The 22,166-nt window shown below is 60.1% G+C and carries 18 protein-coding genes; 4 read left to right on the forward strand and 14 right to left on the reverse strand.

From position 1 onward, the window contains the following. Positions 1–334: 334 nt before the first annotated feature. A complete protein-coding gene (locus ACR0C9_RS13710; protein WP_480781254.1) occupies positions 335–2,119 on the forward strand; it encodes an ABC transporter ATP-binding protein in 1,785 nt (594 codons plus the stop codon). 57 nt (positions 2,120–2,176) lie between these two features. On the opposite strand, the gene ACR0C9_RS13715 is transcribed toward ACR0C9_RS13710, so the two are convergent. The 13 genes from ACR0C9_RS13715 to ACR0C9_RS13775 all read right to left on the reverse strand — a co-directional run bounded on the left by ACR0C9_RS13715 (position 2,177) and on the right by ACR0C9_RS13775 (position 16,355). Then, complete coding sequence (locus tag ACR0C9_RS13715; RefSeq protein ID WP_170736268.1) at positions 2,177–4,117, reverse strand: vWA domain-containing protein; 1,941 nt, start codon at positions 4,115–4,117, stop codon at positions 2,177–2,179. A gap of 13 nt (positions 4,118–4,130) precedes the next feature. Continuing rightward, a complete protein-coding gene (locus ACR0C9_RS13720) occupies positions 4,131–5,468 on the reverse strand; it encodes a serine/threonine-protein kinase (RefSeq protein ID WP_170453925.1) in 1,338 nt (445 codons plus the stop codon). An 8-nt stretch (positions 5,469–5,476) separates the two neighbouring features. Next, complete coding sequence (locus ACR0C9_RS13725) at positions 5,477–5,737, reverse strand: hypothetical protein (RefSeq protein ID WP_170453926.1); 261 nt, start codon at positions 5,735–5,737, stop codon at positions 5,477–5,479. Positions 5,738–5,754: 17 nt separating this feature from the next. Further along, a complete protein-coding gene (locus ACR0C9_RS13730; RefSeq protein ID WP_170453932.1) occupies positions 5,755–7,386 on the reverse strand; it encodes an SUMF1/EgtB/PvdO family nonheme iron enzyme in 1,632 nt (543 codons plus the stop codon). After that, a complete protein-coding gene (locus tag ACR0C9_RS13735) occupies positions 7,379–8,569 on the reverse strand; it encodes an ABC transporter permease family protein (RefSeq protein WP_480708467.1) in 1,191 nt (396 codons plus the stop codon). The genes ACR0C9_RS13730 and ACR0C9_RS13735 overlap by 8 nt, the downstream gene beginning before the upstream one ends. Beyond that, positions 8,569–9,300, reverse strand: a complete 732-nt coding sequence (locus ACR0C9_RS13740) for an ATP-binding cassette domain-containing protein (RefSeq protein WP_480781255.1) — start codon at positions 9,298–9,300, stop codon at positions 8,569–8,571. Before ACR0C9_RS13740 ends, ACR0C9_RS13735 begins: the two co-directional genes overlap by 1 nt. Then, positions 9,281–10,483: a trypsin-like peptidase domain-containing protein gene (locus ACR0C9_RS13745; RefSeq protein WP_480781256.1), complete on the reverse strand. Its 1,203-nt coding sequence runs from the start codon at positions 10,481–10,483 to the stop codon at positions 9,281–9,283. The genes ACR0C9_RS13740 and ACR0C9_RS13745 overlap by 20 nt, the downstream gene beginning before the upstream one ends. Positions 10,484–10,536: 53 nt before the next feature. Next, positions 10,537–11,625, reverse strand: coding sequence for a serine/threonine protein kinase (locus ACR0C9_RS13750; protein ID WP_480626630.1), 1,089 nt, complete (start codon positions 11,623–11,625; stop codon positions 10,537–10,539). A 14-nt stretch (positions 11,626–11,639) separates the two neighbouring features. After that, positions 11,640–12,872 (reverse strand): protein phosphatase 2C domain-containing protein, encoded by a 1,233-nt coding sequence (locus tag ACR0C9_RS13755; RefSeq protein ID WP_170453941.1) that lies wholly within the window; start codon positions 12,870–12,872, stop codon positions 11,640–11,642. A 5-nt stretch (positions 12,873–12,877) separates the two neighbouring features. Beyond that, on the reverse strand, positions 12,878–13,498 hold the full coding sequence (locus tag ACR0C9_RS13760) for an FHA domain-containing protein (protein WP_480584907.1): 621 nt from the start codon (positions 13,496–13,498) through the stop codon (positions 12,878–12,880). Positions 13,499–13,532: 34 nt separating this feature from the next. Continuing rightward, entirely contained in the window at positions 13,533–15,047 is a 1,515-nt protein-coding gene (locus ACR0C9_RS13765; RefSeq protein ID WP_480781257.1) for an FHA domain-containing protein, read from the reverse strand. A gap of 76 nt (positions 15,048–15,123) precedes the next feature. Then, complete coding sequence (locus ACR0C9_RS13770) at positions 15,124–15,543, reverse strand: hypothetical protein (protein WP_170453947.1); 420 nt, start codon at positions 15,541–15,543, stop codon at positions 15,124–15,126. Positions 15,544–15,650: 107 nt separating this feature from the next. Beyond that, a complete protein-coding gene (locus tag ACR0C9_RS13775; protein WP_170453949.1) occupies positions 15,651–16,355 on the reverse strand; it encodes a hypothetical protein in 705 nt (234 codons plus the stop codon). Positions 16,356–16,518: 163 nt separating this feature from the next. Here ACR0C9_RS13775 and ACR0C9_RS13780 point away from each other — a divergent pair, with 163 nt between their 5' ends. The 3 genes from ACR0C9_RS13780 to ACR0C9_RS13790 all read left to right on the forward strand — a co-directional run bounded on the left by ACR0C9_RS13780 (position 16,519) and on the right by ACR0C9_RS13790 (position 20,733). Continuing rightward, positions 16,519–17,067, forward strand: a complete 549-nt coding sequence (locus tag ACR0C9_RS13780) for a sensor histidine kinase family protein (RefSeq protein WP_170453951.1) — start codon at positions 16,519–16,521, stop codon at positions 17,065–17,067. Further along, complete coding sequence (locus tag ACR0C9_RS13785; protein ID WP_170524684.1) at positions 17,067–17,810, forward strand: FHA domain-containing protein; 744 nt, start codon at positions 17,067–17,069, stop codon at positions 17,808–17,810. Before ACR0C9_RS13780 ends, ACR0C9_RS13785 begins: the two co-directional genes overlap by 1 nt. Positions 17,811–17,943: 133 nt before the next feature. Beyond that, a complete protein-coding gene (locus tag ACR0C9_RS13790; RefSeq protein WP_480781258.1) occupies positions 17,944–20,733 on the forward strand; it encodes a bifunctional aconitate hydratase 2/2-methylisocitrate dehydratase in 2,790 nt (929 codons plus the stop codon). Between the two features lie 52 nt (positions 20,734–20,785). Here the strand turns inward: ACR0C9_RS13790 and ACR0C9_RS13795 are convergent, their stop codons facing one another. After that, a complete protein-coding gene (locus ACR0C9_RS13795) occupies positions 20,786–22,039 on the reverse strand; it encodes an aminotransferase class V-fold PLP-dependent enzyme (protein WP_480781259.1) in 1,254 nt (417 codons plus the stop codon). Positions 22,040–22,166 lie beyond the last annotated feature (127 nt).

Here is a 22,166-nt window from a genome sequence, read left to right on the forward strand (position 1 = left end):
GGAGGCTTAATCAGACCGCCCCACATAGCGTCCGGCAACGGCTTTACCTTGTAATATTGGGTGATCGGCGTGACCGATAAGACACATAATACCGGATGACCAACTGATCCCTTGCGCATTCATATGCTGCGCATACGGGGTAGACGGCAATGTGCCGACCTCTTGCAACTCTGCTGGATCATTCCTAGCTGAGCATCCCTACGCGGCGAATATTGCCGTCATAAGCTCGTCCATCGAAAACGGTCACTCTGTCACGTGATACAATCTGCCCTTTAGGCAGAAATGATTATAGGTTATCTGAGCGAGCGCATGGTTTCATGATCTGGAGAATGCAATGATTAAGCGCGCCTGGAATGAATGGCGATCCGGCTATATGGGCCGCCTGATGGGCGAAAGTTTGCGGGCTCAGGGCTGGATGTACGCTGTCGCAATTGTTGCGATGATCATCGTGGCAGCCACCACTGCCGGGTCGGCCTATATGATGGAATACATCGTAGATGCCATGACCAGCCCCGAGATGCGCGAATGGGCCCCATTGATTGCGCTTGGCGTCATCGGGTTGTTCCTAGCCAAGGCGGTGGCTTCGTTCGTGCAAGCGGTTTACCTTGCGCGGGCGGGGAACCGGATCGTCGCGTCGCAGCAGCAAAAAGTGTACCGGAAATTGATCCGCCATGGCGTTGGTTTCTTTGGCAAGAATGAATCCTCCGGACTTCTGATGCGAACGACAAATGGCGCTCAGGCCGCCCGTAAACTGATCGACGTTCTGGTGACCGGCTTCATTCGCGATGCCCTTACGTTGTTGGGGCTGGTTATCGTCATGGTCTATCAGCAACCGCTGTTGTCCGTCATGTTCCTGATCGTGGGCCCCGTTGCCTTGCTGGGTGTCCGGTACCTTCTGAAAAGTGTCCGGACGATTATGAAGGCCGAATTCAAATCGATGGCCGAAATCATCCGCGTGCTGCAGGAAACCTCCGCCGGGATCCGGGTCATCAAGGTGCTTTCACTGGAAGATCGCATGACCGAGCGGATGGATACCGCCGTTCGAAAAGTTGAAAAACGCGCCAATGACATTGCCCGTCTGCAGGCCATTGCAAGCCCGCTGATGGAATTCCTCGCGGGCTTGGCGATTGCAGGCATTCTGATTGTCAGCACCCTCGGCATTGCCGGAACCGAGCAGCCCACGGCCGGCCAACTGATGTCCTTCATCACCGCCTTGCTGATGGCCTATGAACCCGCAAAACGCCTGTCGAAAATGCGTGTCCAGATCGAGGCAGCCATGGTCGGCGTAGGCCTCCTGTTCGGCCTGCTTGACCAGAAGGATACCATGATCGAAAGCCCCGATGCCGAGGATCTGCCTGACGGGCCGGGTGAGATCGCGCTAAAGAACGTGAAGTTTGGCTACCAGGGCTCGATCTCGGTGATCGACGACATGAATGTGACCTTCGAAGCCCGCAAGACCACGGCTCTGGTCGGTCAGTCCGGCGGCGGGAAATCCACGATTTTCGGTCTTATCATGCGCTTCTATGACCCGCAGGAGGGTACCGTGGAGATCGACGGCCACGATGTGCGCCTCGCAAGCTTCGACTCTCTGCGCAAGAAGATCTCCTATGTGGGCCAGGACACGTTCCTGTTCTCGACCACCGTCATGCAAAACCTGCGCTTCGCGGCGCCGGATGCGACAGATGAGGAGATCTATGACGCCGCCCGCGCCGCCTATGCGCATGACTTCATCTCGGAACTGCCGGATGGCTACGACACGATGGTGGGTGAGAACGGTGCATTCCTGTCTGGCGGTCAAAAACAGCGATTGGCAATTGCCCGCGCCATCCTGCGCAAAGCGGAAATTCTACTTCTGGACGAGGCGACCAGCGCACTTGATGCCGAATCCGAAAACCTTGTGCGCGAAGCGTTGGATTCCCTGACCAAAGACATGACCGTGATCGTCATTGCGCACCGTCTGTCGACGGTTCTGGAGGCGGACAAGATCATGGTGGTTCAGGATGGCTCGGTTGTCGAACAGGGCAATCTGGACGAGCTGATGGCCCGCGACGGCAGCTTCCGCAAGCTGTTTGACCAGCAGTTCAAGAAGGGCAACGAAAAAGCGGCGATTGCCGGGTGAGTATCCGGGCCTCGGTCTGTTCCCGAGGCCCGGAACACTAACGCTGGTCGCAGGGCACTAGGGCAGATCGTCCAGCAACATCGGATAAAGCAGATTGCCCGCCTGTGGCCCGGCTCCCAGATAATCGACCCATTGATCCGTCGACTCATTATAGCGGCGATAACGTTCGATCTTGTCGTATAGACCGTTCACGATGGTCTGCTGTTCCGAGATCGGCAGGCGCACCCAGTCATCCTCGGTAATCGCCATGATCTGCGATTTGTAGGGCAGATCGGCCAGATATTCGTCCAGCGCCACCGCCTCGGCCAGGCTGGGATCGGACTGGCGCGACACCTGATCGGGTCGGCGGCTCATATCCGCGGCCACACCCAGAACCTGCGTAAAGAACTGATCGGGGTTCACTACGTTGCGTTCGGCCTGATCCACGATGATACGCAGGGCCTCTTCCAGATTGCTCAGATCGGCCTTGGAGATCAGCAGCCGGATCGACAGCGGTTTCAGGCCCGTGCGGTCAAAATCACGGTCGGCCACGTAAGCCTCGAACAGATCGGGCGCTTTCGCGCCCTCGGTCCGGCCCAGATAAGCCAGTTGCATGGTGCGGCTGGCGGTGTTCAGACCGCTGAACAGCCCGCCTTCACTTTCGTCGATGATCGCGTCCTCGTTCAGCAGCTCATCGCCACCGCTGCGCCGATAGGATGACGCCTGCTGCGCCACGAACTGTCCCAGCTGACGGGCGGTGTCCTTGTAGATGGCCGGATCGCCGTTTTCGATCGGGAAATACAACGGCGCGGAGTTCGGGAAAGCGGTCAGTTGCTTATAGGCTGCCTCGGCCGAGGGGTGATCTTTTGCCCCGCGCTCGGTCCGCAAGTGCATGACCGCCATGGCCCCGCCAATGCGTTCACGGATCAGCCGGTTCAGGCTTTCCGCGCTGAGGCCGGTGGACGAGTATTCGTCATCGAACTCACGAGGCCCGGCATCGGTGACCAGCACGATAAACCGGCTGCCGAACTCACCCCAGTCCATATCCTGCAACGCATGTTCGATGCCACGATAGCTGTCTTCGCGGAAGTTCTTGCTGCTGGATTCGGCCTCCTGCATCTGGTCGATACCGGCCAGAAAATTCTCGACATTCAGGCCCTGTTCCAGATCGACAAAGGTTTTGACGTCATACCCCAGCCCCGGAGCCGCCTGCAGGCTGTCGCGATAGCCCACAAGCCCAAAGCTAAGCGCATTAGCCGCGTCCGAGGATGCCGCCTGACGATATACTTCCTGCAGCGCATCCCGTGTGGCGCGGATATAGGGCTCCATCGAAATTGTTGTATCGACGACAAACACCACCGCTGTTTTCAGATCACCCGTCGCGTCGGGGCTGGTCACGTCCGGCAGGTTCGGCGCGTTGGCGCTGGCCACGGCAACCTGCAACAGATTGACGAAGGGGCCGATATCGAACACCGCCTCTTCGGTGGACAAGATCGGCATGACATAGAGGTTCTGCCGCTGGTCAATCGTCTCACGCGGGCCAAGGGCGATCACGGTTTCCGACGGCGTGCCGCCCTGTTCCGCCGCCAGTGCCTCATCCCGGGCATCCTTGGCCAACCCGGCTGGATTTTCGCTTTCGATGATGTCGTAGATCGGATCGATGTCGTTGAAGAACAGAACCCGCCCCACATTGTCGCTGCCTTCCAGCGTCGCGACGATGTTCTGGTTCCAGTCAACTGTCGCCGTCTGCGGCACCCACATCAGATCGTCACCCTGATCGGTGGCGCCAATCTGCATCCAGTCGCCGTCCCGTTCGTAAACAAAGAACACCTGCAAAGGCGACAGGGCGGTGGCCGTTTCTTCACTATCAGGTTCAACCCGCGCGTCGATGCGTTCGCGGATCAGCACCCTTTGGAACAGGCTGGTTTTGCCCTCGATCGGCAACGGCGATTTCGATTGCGCCAGCACCGGCCCGGCCAGCATCAAGGCAGTTGCAAGAAGGGCTATCCGTTTCAACATCATATCCGTCTCCTCACTCGCCCAAGCGGTTCAGGGCGTCGCGTGCAGGGTCCGAGCCCAGATCAGCCGCACGCTGATAATAGCGCCGCGCCGCAGAAGGGTCGGGGCGCGGGAAGGGTGAAGTCACTGTGCTATGGGTCTTGGGATCGTACATCTCGGCGATCAGGATATTGGCGTCAGCCCTGTCCTGCTGCGGCAGTTCCTGATCATTGCTGATCGCGATCAACGCCCCAAGCGCGGCATCCAGATTCTGTGACCCGCCCGCGGCCAATAGGTCACGAGCCGCAGTCAGAGGGTTGTCGGCAGCGACTGCATCCTGAGCGATGCCCACAGATTCGTTGACTTCAGCCGAGGGGCCACCTGCGCCGTTCAGAACATACCACGCGCCGCCTACAATCACGGCCAATCCAACAACAGCAGCCGCAACAAGGGGCAGTTTGCTGCTACCCGACGCCTCGGGGGTCGCGGCGGGTTGTTTTTCAGGTGCCGCACCAGCCGAGGCGGATTTCTTGGCCCCGCCACTCAGCGCCTTGCGGAACAGGCCGGGCAAATCGGTGGGGCGGTCCTTGGGGTTGGCTTTCAACAACTGCTCCAACGCCCATTTCAGGCCCGGCTCGACCTTGGGATCGGTGATCTTTACGTCCGTCTTGCGATCTTCGACGGCGGCAAACCCCTTACCTTCACCCGGCAGTTTCAGCCCCGATGTCCGCATCAGGACCAGCCCCAGCGCATAGGCGTCGGTGGCGGCTGAGACCTCATTGCCAAACAGGCCCAATTGCTCGGGCGCGCAATAGCGCAGCTTGCCGGCAAAACTGTCGCCGATAATCGACTTGTCCGTACCCACACTGTCCGAGGCGAGACCGAAATCGATGAATTTGGCCTGATTGATATCCTCGTGCGAGATCATGACGTTGTCCGGGGCCACGTCACGATGCACGATGCCCAGCTTGTGAATGGCCTCAAGCCCCTGCGACAGGCGCAAACCCAGTTTCAGAACATCGTCCGAGGACAGCCGCGCGCCCTTCTTCAGGTAGTGCGCCAAAGGGTGACCCGGCACAAACTCCATCACCAGAAACAGACGGCCATCCTTGTCCAGCATCGAGGTTTCGAACCGCACAACCGCATCGCTGCGTACGGTGCGCAGCAGGTTCGCCTCACGCCGGAACAGGTCGACCGCTTTTTTGTTTCTGGCAAAGCTGGGCGTCATGACCTTGATCGCCACCTCATGCCCGCTGGCCCGGTTCAACCCGCGAAAGGTGGCCCCCATGCCGCCTTCGCCCAGCAGGGACTTGATCTCGTAGGTGTCCTGCAGAACGCTGCCGGGTTTCAGGCCAAGTACCGAATGTTCCATGGTCGTCCTTACCTCCGGTTTTTCAGGCTGATGGCGCTGTGTTTGCTAAAGGTGCGGATATCCATGATCTGAAAGCAGATGCCCGCAAACACCAGCGAGGATGTGATCCCGAACACCACGGTCAGAAACGCCGCGATAATGGTCGTTGTATCCGGTCCCAAAGGCGACAGGCGCAGCATGTTCACCGCGATAAAACAAAAAAAAACGATGGATATGCCGGTGGTGATCCAGACCAGCACTTCAAGCGATTTGTTCAATACATCCCGCATTCTTCAACCTTTCCAATTCATTCTTCGACAAAGCCCAGAGCAACGGCCTGAAAGTCATCTGCGATCTGATCCAAATCCGAATAACCCGCCACAGTGCGGGCACCGATGTGATCCTGCACCATCGCCAGACAGGTCGCCCGTTCGCGGCCACGCTCGGCCTCGGTGGGGTAGATGAAATCGATCTGTTTGCGGAGCAGGACGGGCGAGTACTGATCGACAAGACCCTCGATCAGGTTGGCGTATTCGACGATATCCGCCTTGGCCTTGGCCTCCAGCTCGGCCAGTTTGGCGGCGGCGTCTTCCTTGGCGGCCAGCACTTCATCAAGGAAAGCCTGATCCCCGCTTTGCCGCGCTTCCGCCTCCAGCGCGTCCAGTTCCGGCGCGATGGTCAGGGATGAGATCAGCGCGTTCAAGTAGCGCCGGATGCCCTGACCACAGACCAGCACGCCCGAGGTCAGGATCAGGCGGATCGACTGGTCCCGCTGCGCGTTGCGCTCGACCCGGCCCCGGTTCAGCGTGTCCTTGATCACCGCAAGCTGCGTTTTGGTACGATCCGACAGGGTCTCTGCCGAGATTTCGTCCAAGAGGTCCATCGCCTCTTGCTCGCTGGCCGCCACCGCCAGCCCTTCATCGGGGCGCGCCAACTGGTCCAGCCCGTCCTTCAGCGCCTGATCCTGATCGGCCGAGGTAATCGCCAGACCCTGCAACACCAGCCGGGTGCCGGTGAACCGGTCCGCCGAGGCTGTGTTGGACAGGATGTCAAAGGGCGGCACTTCGAACCGGGTCGAGGATGTGATGTCAGCCAAAGGCGTCCGCGCGTCGCCACCGCGCTTCACGAAGCCACCCGCCTGACCATGCAAACGCCCGTGACGCACCAGCGCAAAGGGATCGCCCACAATCTCGGACGCGTTGCCCAACATGTCGTGCAGACCCAGCGGATTGGGGCGCAGAGATCCCACGACCTGCAATTTCCCCCCGGCTGAAGCTGTGCCGCCATGGGCAATGTATTCATCCTGCGGCGTGCCTTCGGGCACAGGCGGCAAAGGGGCCCGGAACAGGGCCTGATCGACTTCCAGACCGCCACGGGCGGAATATTCCCATTCCTCTTCGGTCGGCAGGCGCAGATAGGCGCGGGTATCACCCACTCTGGGCAGCGAGTCCGGCGCGTTTTCCATCAGCCACAGGGTGTAGGCTTCGGCAAAGCGCTGATAGTCCAGCTTGGTCTGCCCAACCGCCGGAACAAAGCCTCGGCGGCGGGGTTCCTTGTCGGGGCAGCCTTCCATGACCACATCCCATTGCGCCTGCGCCAACTCATACTTGGCCATGTAGAAATAGCCCTTGGCCGCGCCTTCGGGGTCGGCAAACGCGCCTGAGACAAAGGCCCGGCGCAGACCGTTCAGATAGGGCTGATCGCTGCCTTCCTGTCCCAGCACGACCGAAACATCGCCGATCACACCATCGGTATTGGGCGTCGCCACCTTTCGAAAGGTCATGGCCCCGCCGCAAGGCATGGGCAGGGACAAGTCTCCATCTGCAGGCTGCGGGTTATAGTATTTCTCGCGCCATGTGATGTCCTGCGCCTGCGCGGTTGCGGAGAAGGTCAGCAGACCGATCAGCGGGGCCAGGGCAAGGCGGGTCAGTTTAGGCATGGGTCAACACCTCCTGAGGTTCGACTTTGCGCACGGCAAACACCGCCCAGACCGCTGCGGTCACCGCTGTCACGGCCCCCAGAACCAGCGTCGCCAGAATGTTTCCCACATAAAGGCGCGCCACGGATTCACCCGGGGCGGTTTCAAACGTTGCGTTGATGGCCAGCAGGAAGGGCAGGATGATGATCAGCGTGGCAATCACACCGCCCAGCACCAGCGTCAGGCTTTGCACCACCGGGATCACACAGCGTTGCCGGTCGGGCATGGTCAGCATGGAAAACAGGCTGAAGATCACCCGCTGCCGCTCGACCATGCCGCGCAGATTGGCCGACATCGCCGCCCAGAAGCCAAACATCGCCAGCGCCGCAATCGCGGTGAACAGAATGTTCAGGTTGCGCCGGAAGGACAGCAACAGGGCCGCGTTTTCTGCCCGTGGGCGCGATTGCAGCCCCATCTCGGACAGATGCGCGGACAGGGTTCCGATATCCTCAAGCGAGCGCGCATAAAGGCGGAAACTGGCATAGGTCTTGGGCTCGGCCACAGGGTCCGTCCAGTTCGCGGGGGTCGAGGTCAGATCGTCCCGGAACCGCTCGACCGCCAGAAGATCGGGCAGCGACAGAAAGATGGCCGGGCGGGGCCAGATCTCGGGCGGCAGCACGCCGATGACCTGCAGATCGCGGCGCGCGTTTTCGCGCTGGCCGTCCACCTCGCGCCCGATGATCATGTCCAGCGTATCGCCCGCCGATACCGACAGATCCTGCGCCAGCTTGTCTGAGATCCATACACGCCCCGGCGCAACCGCTTCGCCGTCGATCAGCGGATCGCCAGCGGCTGAGGGGATCAGCGGCACCGCGCGCTCCAACTTGCGCTGTGCTTCATGCCGCACCGCATTGGCCGATGTGTTGATCGAACGGGTGGCAGGCACAATGAACCCCACATCCTGCCGCGCGCCTAAGGCCGCGAAGAAAGCCGCGTCGTGCTGTTCGGCCCCGATGGCCAGAATTTCGCGGTTCGACGGATCCTCGATCAACCGGCCCACCATGGTGCCGATGATCCCGTTTTTCAGGGCCAGAATGATCAGCAGCGGGCCCAATACGCCGGCCAAAGCGGCCACGAAACACAAAGCCGATTGCCAGTCATGGCGCAATTCGCGCAAGGCCAATAGGGTCGGTATCCGCACCATCACGCCACCCTCGCCGCCGCGCGGCTTGCGGTTGAGAAGATCGAGTAGGACTGCCCCTGATGATCCAATATGCGGTGATCGGCGCGGGGGGTGTCCGCAAATTCACCGGTTTGCGCCTGATGGCTGGCCAGAACCACCGCCGATCCGGCCTCGGCCGCCAGATGCACAATCAACCCTTCGACCTCGGCCACATTGGCGGGATCAAGGGCCGAGACAGGCTCATCCAGCAACAGCAGCGCAGGTTGCCCCAGCAACGCCCGGGCGACCGAGGCGCGTTGGCGTTGGCCCACGGACAACTGACCCGGCTTGCGCGTGGTCAGATCCCGCAGCCCCATGGCGCGGATCAGGTGATCCTGCCATTCGGCATCCGGTACCTGCCCGGCAACACGCACCGGCAGTTCGATGTTTTCCTGCAAGCTGAGATACGGCACCAGAGTATTGGTTTGCAGCACAAAGCCCAGCTTGTCCGGCCCGGCAAACGCGGCCCTTGGGGTGTCGGGCGTGACCTGAACCCCGTCAATCACATGCCGCCTGTCCGGCAGGTCGGTCAGAGGCAACGCCCCGGCAATCAGCCCAAGCGCGGTGCTTTTGCCCGCACCGCTAACCGCGTCCAGAACGATGGTTTCGCCCGCGTTCAGCTCCAACTCTTCGATCACCACGAAGAAACCGGGCGCACGTTCGATCCCAAGGTTGCGGATCGACAGAACCGTATCAGGGACGTCTGAGGACAAGCGCTACCCCCCCGAGTTCAACCTTGGACTTGGTGTTGATCTGCACCGGTTCATTCGGCTTCAGACGCCGGCCATCGACCTTGGTGCCGTTGGACGAGCCCAGATCGGTCAGCATCATCTTGCGCCCCTGCAAGGACAGGCTGGCATGACGCCGGCTTAGGTTGCGATCGGTAATGGTCAGCGTGTTTTCACTGGCCCGCCCGATGGTGACGCCGGATTGCAACTGCGACGCGCTGAATTTGGCCGATTGCCCGTCCATGCTGACAGCCAGAATCGCCCGGCCCGAGGATTTAACACCCCCGCCACGCAAGGATTTTGACCCGTCATCGCCCTTGTTTTGCGACGCAACATAGTAGATCCCGCCGATCACCAGGGCCCCGGCCCCGCAAAGAACCGCCAGAATGATCAGCAGGCTGTTGTCACCCCCGGCGGGGTTCACCATTTCCGGGTTTTCCGGATCGCATTCCTGTTGATGGGACGTGAACGGGATACCCGTATCCCGCAAAAACCCGGCAATGGGGTTCGCGGACGAGGCCCAGAACGTGTTGTTCGTGGGTGTAACGCCATCCGAGCTCCAGACTGAGATCACCGTGTTGATGCCCAGAACCGAACCGCAATAGTCGATCAGCGGCCCGCCCGAATTGCCCGGATTGACCGATGCGGTGTGCTGCACAATCTCCAGCGTCCGGCCGGTTTCGTTAAACGATCCCGGTGCCACCTTGCTGATCGCGCCTTGGGTCAGAGTTGGTTCCAGAAACGGCAGCATATCGCCGCCCGCGTTGATCTGATCTGACGATCCCGGATAGCCGATGGCGGCAACCTGTTCGCCCTTCAGCGCCTTGCCTTCGCGCAGCGACAGGATGCCGGGCCGATGCCCGCCGTTTTCCTGCGGGACGATCCGCAAAACCGCCAAGTCCAACTCGCGCGAGGCATGCAGCACCTGCGCGTCGTAAAAGAATACCCGATCACCCTGTTTGAACCCGACCTGAATATACTGGCCGCCATCAATGACGTGATGGTTGGTGATATAGTAATACCCGTTGCCTTCGGGCAGTTCCGACAGAACAAAGCCCGATCCGGTGCCACCCCGGCCACCGCCCCGATCCACCAGGGTCCGCCCCATCGCCTTATCGGCCTCAGCAACAATTTCCGGAACGATCTGGGCCGGGGCCGCACTAGCCATGGCGATCAAACAGGCGGCAGCGAAGCCAAGGGAACGGATAACTTTCACGACACTCACATCAGGATTCCATATGCAATGACGGCCGCAGCCACGACCAGGATCAACAGCAAGACCAGTACCGACGCCGCCCGCGATCCACCCCGTTTTCGAGGTTTCGGTGTTGGGCGGTTGGTCCCTTTTTTGCGCGGTTCGGGCGCGGAATTGCGCGGGACTGCTTGGGGCGCGTGCAGGTCGATACCAACAACGCGCGCATAGTCGCGGGCAGTGCGGATGCGATCCCGTGGCAGCAGCTTGCAGCCCATGTCGATGGCATTCAGCAGCGCGTCGTCATATTGCGCCTGAACGCGGTTGCGTTTCAGGTTCTGACGCACCGGGACATAAGGGTCCCGCCCGCTGGCCCGCATTTCTTTCCAACGCTCTTCGGCATTGGGCGGCAGGCTTTGCGAGACCATCTCGTACAGGATCACGGACAAGGCGAACAGGTCGCTCCACGGGCCTTCATGAACGCCTCCGGCCAGACCGGTCTTTTCCGCGGGGAATTGCTCAATCGCCGCATATTTCCGTGTGAACATCGAGGCCAACCCGCTGGATTTCCCCATCAGCCGCGCCGCGCCAAAGTCGATCAGGATCGGCTGACCGTCTTTGCGGATCATGACATTCGCGGGCTTCATATCCCGGTGCACCACGCCAACTTCATGCACCGCGTCCAACGCGCCCAGCATCGACCTCAGGAAGGTCATCACCAGGTCCTGCGGCACCGACCCCCGCGCGTCGATCATGCGCGCCATCATCCGGTCCAGCGGATCGCCGTGGATATATTCCATCACGCAATAGGCCGTACCGTGCTTGCGAAACGCAGCACGCACCCGCATCAGGCCCTGCTGCTGGGGCAGATCGCGCAGCAGGTTGGCTTCTTGCAGGAAGGCTTCCAGCCCCATGTGAAACAGCTGCCGCCCCTCGGATGTGGGCGACACCGCATTGTTGGGGCCGCGATCCGCATAATCCGCCGGAAAGTACTCTTTGATCGCGAACCGCTCGCCGGTTTCGCGATTGCGCGAGCGGTAGGTGATGCCAAACCCCCCCTGCCCCAGCACGTCGCCAAGAACGTAACCGGCAAAGGTTTCTCCCTTTGGCAGATGCACGGACACTGTTGGGTCTACCTTCCTTCACCAAGGGGTTCACCATCCTCTGCCGCATCCTCGTTCGGGACGGGTTCGGATGCTGGTTCCTCTTCCACTTGCGGGGTTTCCGACTCTTGCGGCGCTTCCGGGGCCGGTGCTTCGGGCTCGGCTTCATCCGGCGAGCGTGTCGCGGGCCCTGTATCCGGGTCCTCCTGACCCTCCGGCTCGGGTTCCGTCAGCGGCTGACCATCGCCGTCCGGGTCTGACACTGCCGGATCTTCGTCGACCGAACTGTCACCGATTCGCCGTTCTTCCTGCTGCACGGGCGGGGTTGGCGCGGGCTCTTCCTCCTGCGTGACCTCGGGTTCGCCGCCCTGGCTGAAAATCAACGCCCCTGCCGTTGCGACAACGGCCAGCGCCCCCAGTCCAATCGCCGCGTATTTCAGGGATTTGTTATTCCTGTCCGAATTGTGGAACGCCCATTGGCTACCTCGCAAAAGGCTGCTCATGCCGTCCTGAACATGGGCGTAGACGACAACCGTGGTGTTGTCCTGCTTCGGCTTTCCCTTCGCCTCGACCGCGTTCAGCAGATCGGATGCAACACCGCGCATATCGCGGCTTTTGCCATTCTGAAGGATTTCGCGAATCTCGGCCTGTGACAGGGTATCCAGCCCGTCCGAGCAGGACAGAACCACATCCCCCGGTTTCAGGCTGATCGCGTTGACATCCGTCAGCGAAATCCGGTCGCCCATCAGGGCCGAGCGCAGCGCGTTGCGGCGCGGATGGCTGTCGGCCTCTTCCTGCGACAGTTTTCCGGCTGCCACCATCTGCAGCAATTCACCATAAAGCGAATGATCCGCATTCAGCTTTTTCAGCCGCCCGTCCCGCAGCAGAAACAGGCTGCTGTCGCCCACCGACACCCAGATCAGCCGGTCCCCCAGCTTGAGCGCCGCCACCAAGGTACAGCCCATCCCCTTAAGGTCAGGCTGCGTGGCGATGCGCTGGCGCAGGGCCTCGTTTGCCGCCGTCAGCGACTCTTGCAGCCGGTCGCGCGGGCGCGGCGCGTCCGAGCCCCCGACAAAGTGCTTTTTGAACGCCGACAGGGCCAGGTTGGATGCAACCTCACCCCCGGCATGGCCGCCCATCCCATCGGCGACCAGCATCAGGATGTCGGACTTGGGATCACGCTCGTTCTGATAGACAAGATCGAACGCATCCTCCTGATTGTCGCGCTGGCCCAGGCTCTGTTTGCCGCTGATGATTGTCATCTGGATCAGTCGTCAGAGCTTTCGGCCAGTTCCGACCAGTCAAAATCCTCGTTACAGAAGGCGACGAACCGCACATGCGTCTGCTTGGACAGTTCGATCAACGCGTAGTTTTCCAGTGGCATGGTCGTCGCCACGATCTGACCATTGATCCGGCTGATATTGCGGCCCGTGCCGGGGGCGGCAAAGAACACCCGGTTGGCATCGTCGAAAATGATCCGAAGGTGATCATTGCCGGAAATCATCTTGTCGCCGAAATCCAACGACACACGCTCAGCACCGTCGCGGCCCAGCGTGTTCATGCCCGAGCCCAGATTGACCGATTGCCCCAGCCCCGGCCCCTTGACCACGACCAGCCAGCCGGTGATCGGATCCACCATCGGGTCGAACTCGGCCTTGTCCGAGAAATTCTTGGACATGCCACCGTGATAGATCTGCGTCTTGTCATCCTCGACATATTCCGTCGGCGCTTCGCTGAAGGACGACCCGCTTGGCATCGCATGCGTCGCCTCGTCATCCGACGGAGAAATGCTTTCGGTAAACCCGTCATCCGAACCGAAGTCCATATCGTCGTTCAGGTCTTCTTCGTCCTTGTCGAACAGCCAGCTTGTCTTGTTGTCGTTGCCCATGTTCTTCACCTTTCCTGTGTGTTTGGCCGCTGGGTTATGCCCGGACCAGTTTCAGGCGAACGGACCCAAGGCCCAACGTGTCACCCACATTCACTCTTTGTGCGCCCTTGATCTTGCGCTCGTTGACCAGCGTCCCGTTCAGGCTGTCCAGATCGCTGAGCGTGAACCGCCCATCGGGTGAGCCGCTAAGCTCTGCATGCACCCGCGAGATACCGCCATCCGGGATCACCACGCCGTTCGTACTGCTGCGCCCAAGGGTCGAGCGGCCAGACGGCACCGGGAACCGATGTCCGTTATCGACCCGCACCAGATAGGCAATCGGCGGCGGAGCGGTGGCCACGGTGCGCGCGTCATCCTGCGGCGGGCGCATGCCGGTGATGTCGCCATCGTCGAACTCTCCCGCTTCCAGATCATCGCCGTCATCGCCCGATCCGCGCCGGGTCAGCAGCACGATCAACAGGATCAGCAACAGCAACAGAACCCCGGCCCCGATATACACATACAGCGCCGGCAGGCCGAAAATCAGATCCTCTTCAACCGGGTCGACCACTGGATCCGGCGTCGGCGTGGGATCGACCACGGGCTGGAATTCGGCCGAGTAGCTTTTGGTTTCCGTCTGTCCAGGCTGGCCCACAACCGGTTGGATCATGTCGATGGTGATCCGCGCAGGCGCGGGATCGCCAACGGGAACGATCAGGCCCGAGCCTTTGACCGCGTTGCCATAAGACCGGATGAAATCCGCCACGACCGAGGTCGCATTGGATTGGTTCTGCAGGAACACCTCCTCCATCAACCCGTTTTGCGGGTCGGTCAAGCGTTTCAGAACATCGATGCCGCGCGTTGTGCGCGCATTGCCCTGCGCCCGCCAGAACATGCCAAGGGCCGAGACCGAAACACCCTCACGCTCGGCCGCTTCCGAGATTTCTTCGACTGTGGCCAAACCTTCCTCATCACCGTCGGTGATCAAGATCAGGTTTTTCAGCAGCACATCGTCCTGCTGGCTCAGCAATTCGATGGCGCGGGTGGCGTTGGCGACAAGGCGGGTGTTCTGTTCCTTGATCTCAAGGTCTTCGATCACATCCTCGGCCCGGGCACGGCTGGTCGAAAAGGGCGACAGTTCGACAATGTCGTTGCCAAACCCATAGATCGCCACTTTCTCATCCGTCGGCAGGTTGCTGACAACGCGCGAGATCAACTCGCGTTCGCGGTTCCAGCTGCGCAGGCGGCCACTGCCGTCGCCCACCGACAGGTCGATCAGAACCATCGTGGCCGACAGCGTCAGATTGCCGGGCAAATCGTCCACAGATTTGACGAACTCGAAATCGGCCTGTGCATCGCCCAGTGACCGAAAGCTCATACCGCCGCGTTCATTGCCGGACGGGACGCGCACAAGACAACTGTCCTCGGGCGCGGGGGCTTCCGGGGCGCAATCCAAAATGGCCAGCCCGGTGGCTGGTGCGCGGGTCTTCCCCTCTTGCGCGTGGGCTGCGCCCGAAATGACCAAAGCGGCGGCAAGCGCCAGAAATCTGCGTGAAAATCCGTAGGTCACGATCCCAAGACCCCCCTCAGGCAAGACGTCCCGGTCGTCGCATGCGTCGACAAGCGCCGACCTGACGTGATTGGTATTAAATCGACAACGCGCGATAGGCCGCTTTGATCCGGTTCAGTTCGGACGACACGACCGACGCACTTGCGCCACTGTTCACGTCACGCTCGACCGCGCTCAGCTGGTTATCCAGCGCCTGCACCTGCTGCAGCTTCACCGGGTCCGAGGCCGAGGCCGCACGCGCCTGCGCACCTTGCGCCTTCACTTCGGCAATCTGCTGACGCAGCGACGCGATTTCGGAACTGTTGGCATCCCGTTGTGCGGCCAATTGCGCGTTGCGCTGCTCGGCTGCCCGGTTTTGCGCAATAATGGCATCCGCCTGCGCCTTGTTATTGGCGATCTGGCGGTCATATTCGCCCGAATTCAGGTTTGCGATATTGTCGAACAATGTGGCCGTTGTCGGATCGGTCGATCCGGTACAACCGGCAATCGCAATCAAGGAAACAAAAGCTACTGGTTTTGAGAAACGGAAAAGATCACACGTCATTTTACCACACTTACTATTGGAAAACCCGCGCCTGAAAGACAGACGCGGGTCAAAGGAAATTAAAGCAGATTAATGGATGCGCGGGTCCGGGCCAGACGGTTTTTATTGCTGACCGCCGCATTGGTCGCACCGCCCAAACCGGGCTGACCTTTGCTTGAGGCCGTCCGAAGTTCGGAAATGGTGTTGTCCATATTCTGTTCGCTGCGCTTGAGCTCGGTCGAGACCACCTGACGGTTGGATTTGATCGCCTTGACCCGCTGGTTATACGCGGATTGCGACAATTGCCCGCCATCCAGCTGACGACGCAGCGACTTCAGTTCTGCGTTCTGCGAGGCCAGAACCGAACGCAAGTTCGCTTCGACCGAGTTCAGCTGTTTGCTGACATTCGACAGATTGGCCAGAACCGCCTTACTGTTTACAATCTCGACGTTTTTGGCTGCGGCCTGCTTGCCGACCTGATTGCCGCCAACACCGCCGATCAACCCCCCTGCGGCGGCACCCGCAGCGCAATCACCGGCGTCACCACCCAGCAGCAGTCCAAGTCCGCAGCCGACAATGGCACCCGCAACGGCACCCTGAACCGTGTTGTTCACGATGATGTCCTTCGAGACCTGATCCAGGCTGCGGACTTGCTTTTCAAGTTGCTTTTCCTGCTGGGTCTTGCCGGCCACCGACGATGATGACGCGGATTGGATCGTCTCTTCGGTACAGGCTGAAATGAAAAGGGAAATAGCAGCAAAAAGGGACACTGCGGCTGTACGCATCTCGTTACTCCGTAATACAAATTTTTCTTCGTAGTTGATTATGAACTCACATGTTTTTTATTTTCAATCAACGATTCGCGAATGTCTTGTGATTACAGGATACTGATTCGGGACACTTTCGACCAAACACTTTCGAAGATTCGTTCATAGGTAGAGTTTAAAGATGAAAATACCCCTTGGTATTCGGGACAAGATGAATCTGGCAAACGAGATTTTTGCATTTGCCGGACACATTGCCGCAGGAATTGGCGCGCTGTTTGCGCTTTTGGGCATTAGCTCGAATTTCGCGAACAATACCACCAGTGTGGTCTTTAATGTTGAAGTCGCCAGCCTCTCGTTGCCAGTTCGCATGACGCTGCTGATTCTGATTGCGGCGGCACTGGGCTGGGGGCTGGGCGCTCTGGTCGCGTGGCTAAGCCGGTCCAACAATGAATCCCTCAGCTTCGCGGCCTATGTCGTGGCCATTCTGTGGGGCGGAATGATCGTCGGCGCGGCCGAGTGGCTGGCGGTATCGCTCAGACAGCAGATCCTGTCCGAAACCCTGCTGTTCACCGTCGCGGGCATGGGTCTGGCGCTTTGGGTGGCGGGTTTCCATTTTCGCAGTTCCAACGCCGGGGGCAGACATACGCTGAGGTTGCGTTGTGACGCGCTGCTGTTGTTTTCAATCGGCGCGGCCCTGTTTCTGGTTCTGACATTGCTGGGGACACGATAATGATGATCGGCGGACCTTTGGACGACAAGAACGCCGCGCGCCTGCTTAGCGCGGCGGCCCTGCTGGATTTCATGTTTCTGGGCTTTGTCGTTGCCACGCTTGAACCCGTACTGCGGCAAGAGCTTCGATTGCATCAGGCGGGCCTTGCCCTGCCGATTGGCCTGTTTCTGGTGCTGGTGCTGATCTACTGGCTGATCTGCGAAGGCATCCTGAGCGGCGCAACCATCGGTCGGTTTGTCATGCGCCTGAACATGCGTGACAAAAGCGGCAAGCCGGTTTCGGCAATGCGCCGGTCGTCGCGGGCGATGAAAAAAATCATGACCCTTGGCCTGACCGGCCTGAACCCGAACTCGGCCGCGCGCTATGACCGGGCCGCCGAGGTGCGCTGGTTCAGCCCGATGGCGCCGCGCCCGATCAAGATGTGGCGTCTGGCGGTTTCGTCCGGCCCGGATCAGGGCAAATCCATCGTCTTCCGCGATGTGCCGGGAATCGCATCCACCCATCAGATCAAGATCGGGCGCGATTCCGGTTGGGCCGATCTTTCGCTGGAGCGTAGCAAGAAGGCGTCCGGGCAGCATTGCGTGATCCAGATCGCCAAGGGCAATCAGCTCTACCTGCGCGATCTGGGCTCGTCGAACGGAACATTCATCGGTGGACGGCAGATCAGGCCGGAAAAACCGACGCGTCTGGGCATGAACAGCCGGTTCCGCGTTGGCGATGTCTGGATTTCGATCATCCGCTGATTTCAGGGCAGAGACAACGCGCCACAGGAGTTGTGCTTGCAACCGGCTGGCATTTCGTATACCGCGGCATACAAACTAAATGGCCAGGTGCCAAACGCACCTCGCGCTCTCGCCCAAACCGTCGGAACACGCCATGAGCCTTTATACAGATTACCTTGCCGAAATCGAAACCCGCAAAGAACAGGGCCTCAGCCCCAAACCCATCGATGATGGGGCTTTGACGAAAGAAATCATTGATCAGATCCGCGATCCGCAGAACGAATATCGCGCGGATTCGCTGCATTATTTCATCTACAACACCCTGCCGGGCACAACCAGCGCCGCCGGTGAAAAGGCAGGCTTTCTGAAAGAGATCATTCTGGGCGAAGCCGCCGTCGAAGAGATTTCGCAGGATTTTGCGTTCGAGCTGTTGTCGCACATGAAAGGCGGCCCCTCGGTCAAGGTTCTGCTGGATCTGGCCCTGGGTCAGGACGCCTCGATCGCTGGCAAAGCGGCTGAGGTGCTGAAAACACAAGTCTTCCTGTATGATGCCGACACCGACCGTCTGAAAGCCGCGTTCGAGGCTGGCAACCCGGTCGCGAAGGACATCCTGGAAAGCTATGCCAAGGCCGAGTTCTTCACCAAGCTTCCCGACATCGACGAAGAGATCAAGGTCGTCACCTATGTCGCTGCCGAAGGCGATATCTCGACCGACCTGCTGTCGCCGGGCAATCAGGCGCATTCGCGAGCTGACCGGGAATTGCACGGCAAATGCCTGATTTCCGAGAAGGCGCAGCAAGAGATCGAGGCGCTGAAACTCCAGCACCCCGACGCGCGCGTGATGCTGATTGCCGAGAAAGGCACCATGGGCGTGGGCTCGTCCCGCATGTCTGGCGTCAACAACGTGGCGCTGTGGACTGGCAAGCAGGCCAGCCCCTACGTGCCCTTCGTCAACTTCGCCCCGATCGTGGCGGGCACCAATGGCATCTCGCCGATCTTTTTGACCACCGTTGGCGTCACCGGCGGCATCGGGATCGACCTGAAAAACTGGGTCAAGAAGGTGGACGAGGACGGCAACGCCATCCTCAACAACGACGGCAACCCGGTTCTGGAACAGAAATATTCGGTTGCGACCGGTACGGTTCTGAAAATCGACACCAAAAGCCACAAGCTGCTGAGTGAGGATGGTGACGAACTGGTCGACGTCTCGTCGTCCTTCACACCGCAAAAGATGGAATTCATGAAGGCGGGCGGTTCCTACGCCATAGTTTTCGGCAAGAAACTTCAGACATTTGCGGCCGAAACGCTTGGCATCGAGGCACCTTTGGTCTTTGCCTTGTCCAAGGAAATCAGCCACGAGGGTCAGGGCCTGACCGCGGTTGAGAAGATCTTCAACAAAAACGCCGTGGGCGCGACGCCGGGCAAGACCCTGCACGCCGGTTCGGATGTGCGGGTGAAGGTCAACATCGTCGGCTCGCAGGACACCACCGGCCTGATGACCATGCAGGAACTTGAGGCGATGGCCGCAACCGTCGTGGCCCCCAGCGTCGATGGTGCCTATCAGTCGGGCTGTCACACTGCATCGGTCTGGGACGCCAAGGCGCAGGCCAACACGCCACGTCTGATGAAGTTCATGAATGATTTCGGCCTCATCACCGGGCGTGACCCGAAAGGCGTCTATCATTCGATGACCGACGTGATCCACAAGGTGCTGAACGACATCACCGTGGACGACTGGTCGGTCATTATCGGCGGCGACAGCCACACCCGTATGTCCAAAGGCGTCGCCTTTGGCGCGGACTCGGGCACCGTGGCACTAGCGCTGGCCACCGGTGAAGCTTCGATGCCGATCCCGGAATCGGTCAAGGTGACCTTCAAGGGCCAAATGGCCGAGCACATGGATTTCCGCGACGTGGTGCATGCGACGCAGGCGCAGATGCTGGAACAGCATGGCGACAACGTTTTCCAGGGCCGTGTGATCGAAGTGCATATCGGCACGTTGCTGGCGGATCAGGCCTTCACCTTCACCGACTGGACCGCCGAGATGAAGGCCAAAGCCTCGGTCTGTATCTCGGATGATGAGACGCTGATCGGCTCGCTGGAACTGGCCAAGTCGCGCATTCTGATCATGATCGAAAAAGGCATGGAGCATGAAAACGGCATGCTGCAAAAGCTGGTCAACATCGCCGATGCGCGCATTGCTCAGATCAGGTCGGGTGAAAAGCCTGCCCTGCGCCCCGATGACAATGCGAAATACTTCGCCGAAGTTGTCGTCGATCTGGACCAGATCGTCGAGCCGATGATCGCCGACCCGGATGTCAACAACGCCGATGTTTCCAAGCGCTACACCCACGACACGATCCGCCCGATCTCGTACTACAATGCTGAAAAGCATGTGGATCTGGGTTTTGTCGGCTCGTGCATGGTGCACAAGGGCGACATGAAGATCGTGGCGCAGATGCTGCGCAACCTCGAAAAAGCCTCGGGGAAAGTTGAATTCAACGCGCCGCTGGTTGTGGCCGCACCGACCTACAACATCATCGACGAGTTGAAAGAGGAAGGCGACTGGGAGATTCTCCAACGCTATTCAGGATTTGAATTCGACGATCTGTTCCCCAAAACCCAGGCGCGCACCGAGTACGAGAATATCCTGTACCTCGAACGTCCGGGTTGTAACCTCTGCATGGGCAACCAGGAGAAAGCGGCCAAAGGTGACACGGTTCTGGCCACCTCGACCCGCCTGTTCCAGGGCCGCGTCGTGGCGGATGCGCCCGACAAGAAGGGTGAGTCGTTGTTGGGCTCGACTCCGGTTGTCGTACTGTCCGCCATCCTTGGCCGGACCCCGACACTGGACGAATACAAGGCGGCTGTCGAAGGCATCGACCTGACCAAATTCGCCCCGCCGGTGCAAGCGCCCGCCGGAACGAAATCGGTCCACTTCTAAAGCCGCGATCCGATCAAACCAAAAGCCCGGCCTTCTGGCCGGGCTTTTTTGTTCAGGCGGTCATGTCCTTCACGGCAGTCAGCAACTGCGCCACCTCCTGCTCGGTATTGTAGTGGCACAGCGAAATGCGGATGCAATCCGACAGTCCCAGCGGCGTCAGCACATTGCCCGAGTAATGATCTGCCTTGCGGGTATGGGTGCGGATACCCTGCTGATTGAGCGTTTCGACCACCTGTTCCGACGGGATGCCATCCACCACAATCGACACCAACCCCTCACGCGCAGCGTTGTCCGCCCCGGCCAGAATGCGAATGTGGTCCATATCCCGCAGCCCCGGCAGGTTTCCGACCCCGTTGATCATCGCGTTCGTCAGATGCGTCTCGTAGCCGTGAATGGCGCGACCCGCAGCCTCGATCCGTTTGCGCGGATCGGTTTCGTCGGACACCTCGCCGCCCAGCCAGATGAAATAGTCGATCACGTCGGACATGGTGGCGTAGGACCCGGTGTCGCGGGTTCCGAACTCCCACCCTGTTGCCGGCGCATCGATCAGCATGTCATGGGGCAGCGCGCTCAGCTTGTCGGAAATCCATGCGATGCCATAGCCGTGGCGCGAGAACACTTTGTAAGGTGAGATCGCATAGCCATCGACGTTGTAGGCATCCAGATCCAACTGCCCGTGTGCCGCGTGCTGAATACCATCAACGATGATCAGACAGTCGGGTGAGACAGCCCGGATCGCGGCTGAGATCGCGGCCACATCCATGCCCATCCCCGTCACGGGTGAGGCATGCAGGATTGTCGCCACCGCCACGTCCGGAGTCATCCGCGCGGCATAATCCTCAGCCGTGACCAGCCCGGTTTCGTCGTCATGCTGCACGTTCACGTAGTCCAGCCCGGCAATCCAAGCCCAGCGACGCGCAGCACTGCGGGTCGCCGGGTGTTCGATTGAGGACCCGATCACCTTCGCCCCTTTCGGCGCAACCAGACAGGCCGTGCGGATCAGCCGGAACAGCAACTCAGTCCCGCTTTCCCCGGCAAAGAACTGGCCCGATGAGGCGTTCATGAACACGCCCAGATCGGCCTTGGCCTTGTTGATCACATTTTGGGTGCCCTGCCCCGCCGGATTGATCCGCCCCGGATTGTCCGGGATCGCCGCATAGAAAGCCGAGGTCTCGGCCACCTTCTTCAGCGTCAGCGCGCCGCCTGCGTTTTCAAAGAAAACACGCTCGCCCTGAAACGGGCAGCTATCCACATGGGCAAAACGATCGCGGATCGCCGCGATCAGACCGGGGTTGTCTTTGATCATGTTGTACTTCCTGTCACTGCGTCCAAGTGTCGGGGCCGCGATGGCCTGCGCCCGTGTGGGATCCGTATCTCAAAGGAAACCATCGTCAATGTCAGCGATGGCGGCAAGGGGTTGATCCATAGGGTCA

Source organism: Ruegeria sp. C12 (assembly GCF_056537745.1).

Excerpts from the sequence above, each read along its gene's own strand:
- ACR0C9_RS13710 (WP_480781254.1), top strand. The coding sequence starts at position 335 with ATGATTAAGCGCGCCTGGAATGAATGGCGATCCGGCTATATGGGCCGC.
- ACR0C9_RS13715 (WP_170736268.1), bottom strand. The coding sequence starts at position 4,117 with ATGTTGAAACGGATAGCCCTTCTTGCAACTGCCTTGATGCTGGCCGGG.
- ACR0C9_RS13720 (WP_170453925.1), bottom strand. The coding sequence starts at position 5,468 with ATGGAACATTCGGTACTTGGCCTGAAACCCGGCAGCGTTCTGCAGGAC.
- ACR0C9_RS13725 (WP_170453926.1), bottom strand. The coding sequence starts at position 5,737 with ATGCGGGATGTATTGAACAAATCGCTTGAAGTGCTGGTCTGGATCACC.
- ACR0C9_RS13730 (WP_170453932.1), bottom strand. The coding sequence starts at position 7,386 with ATGCCTAAACTGACCCGCCTTGCCCTGGCCCCGCTGATCGGTCTGCTG.
- ACR0C9_RS13735 (WP_480708467.1), bottom strand. The coding sequence starts at position 8,569 with ATGGTGCGGATACCGACCCTATTGGCCTTGCGCGAATTGCGCCATGAC.
- ACR0C9_RS13745 (WP_480781256.1), bottom strand. The coding sequence starts at position 10,483 with ATGGCTAGTGCGGCCCCGGCCCAGATCGTTCCGGAAATTGTTGCTGAG.
- ACR0C9_RS13755 (WP_170453941.1), bottom strand. The coding sequence starts at position 12,872 with ATGACAATCATCAGCGGCAAACAGAGCCTGGGCCAGCGCGACAATCAG.
- ACR0C9_RS13760 (WP_480584907.1), bottom strand. The coding sequence starts at position 13,498 with ATGGGCAACGACAACAAGACAAGCTGGCTGTTCGACAAGGACGAAGAA.
- ACR0C9_RS13775 (WP_170453949.1), bottom strand. The coding sequence starts at position 16,355 with ATGCGTACAGCCGCAGTGTCCCTTTTTGCTGCTATTTCCCTTTTCATT.
- ACR0C9_RS13780 (WP_170453951.1), top strand. The coding sequence starts at position 16,519 with ATGAAAATACCCCTTGGTATTCGGGACAAGATGAATCTGGCAAACGAG.
- ACR0C9_RS13785 (WP_170524684.1), top strand. The coding sequence starts at position 17,067 with ATGATGATCGGCGGACCTTTGGACGACAAGAACGCCGCGCGCCTGCTT.
- ACR0C9_RS13790 (WP_480781258.1), top strand. The coding sequence starts at position 17,944 with ATGAGCCTTTATACAGATTACCTTGCCGAAATCGAAACCCGCAAAGAA.
- ACR0C9_RS13795 (WP_480781259.1), bottom strand. The coding sequence starts at position 22,039 with ATGATCAAAGACAACCCCGGTCTGATCGCGGCGATCCGCGATCGTTTT.